This window comes from Bacillus cereus group sp. BfR-BA-01381 (assembly GCF_022663555.1).
Taxonomy (GTDB): domain Bacteria; phylum Bacillota; class Bacilli; order Bacillales; family Bacillaceae_G; genus Bacillus_A; species Bacillus_A pacificus.
Genome location: NZ_JAKUFR010000361.1, coordinates 1 through 214 on the forward strand (window position 1 = coordinate 1; position 214 = coordinate 214).

The following is a 214-nucleotide window of genomic DNA, read 5'->3' on the forward strand; positions in this document are numbered from 1 at the left end:
TGGATTTTGTTGTTGATAATACGGATTCGGCGGCATCACATTCGGTGGTTGATTGTTATCCATAATCGGCATCATATTTGGCATTTGATTGTTATCCATGATCGGCATCATATTTGGCATTTGGTTGTTATCCATGATCGGCATCATGTTCGGCATTTGGTTGTTATCCATGATCGGCATCATGTTCGGCATTTGGTTGTTATCCATGATCGGC

General features: G+C 41.6%; 1 pseudogene. It reads right to left on the bottom strand.

Features of this window, described 5'->3' with window-relative positions:
- Window positions 1-192 (bottom strand): annotated as a pseudogene (locus tag MR079_RS29045) (peptigoglycan-binding protein LysM); the annotation flags it as partial.
- Window positions 193-214 lie beyond the last annotated feature (22 nt).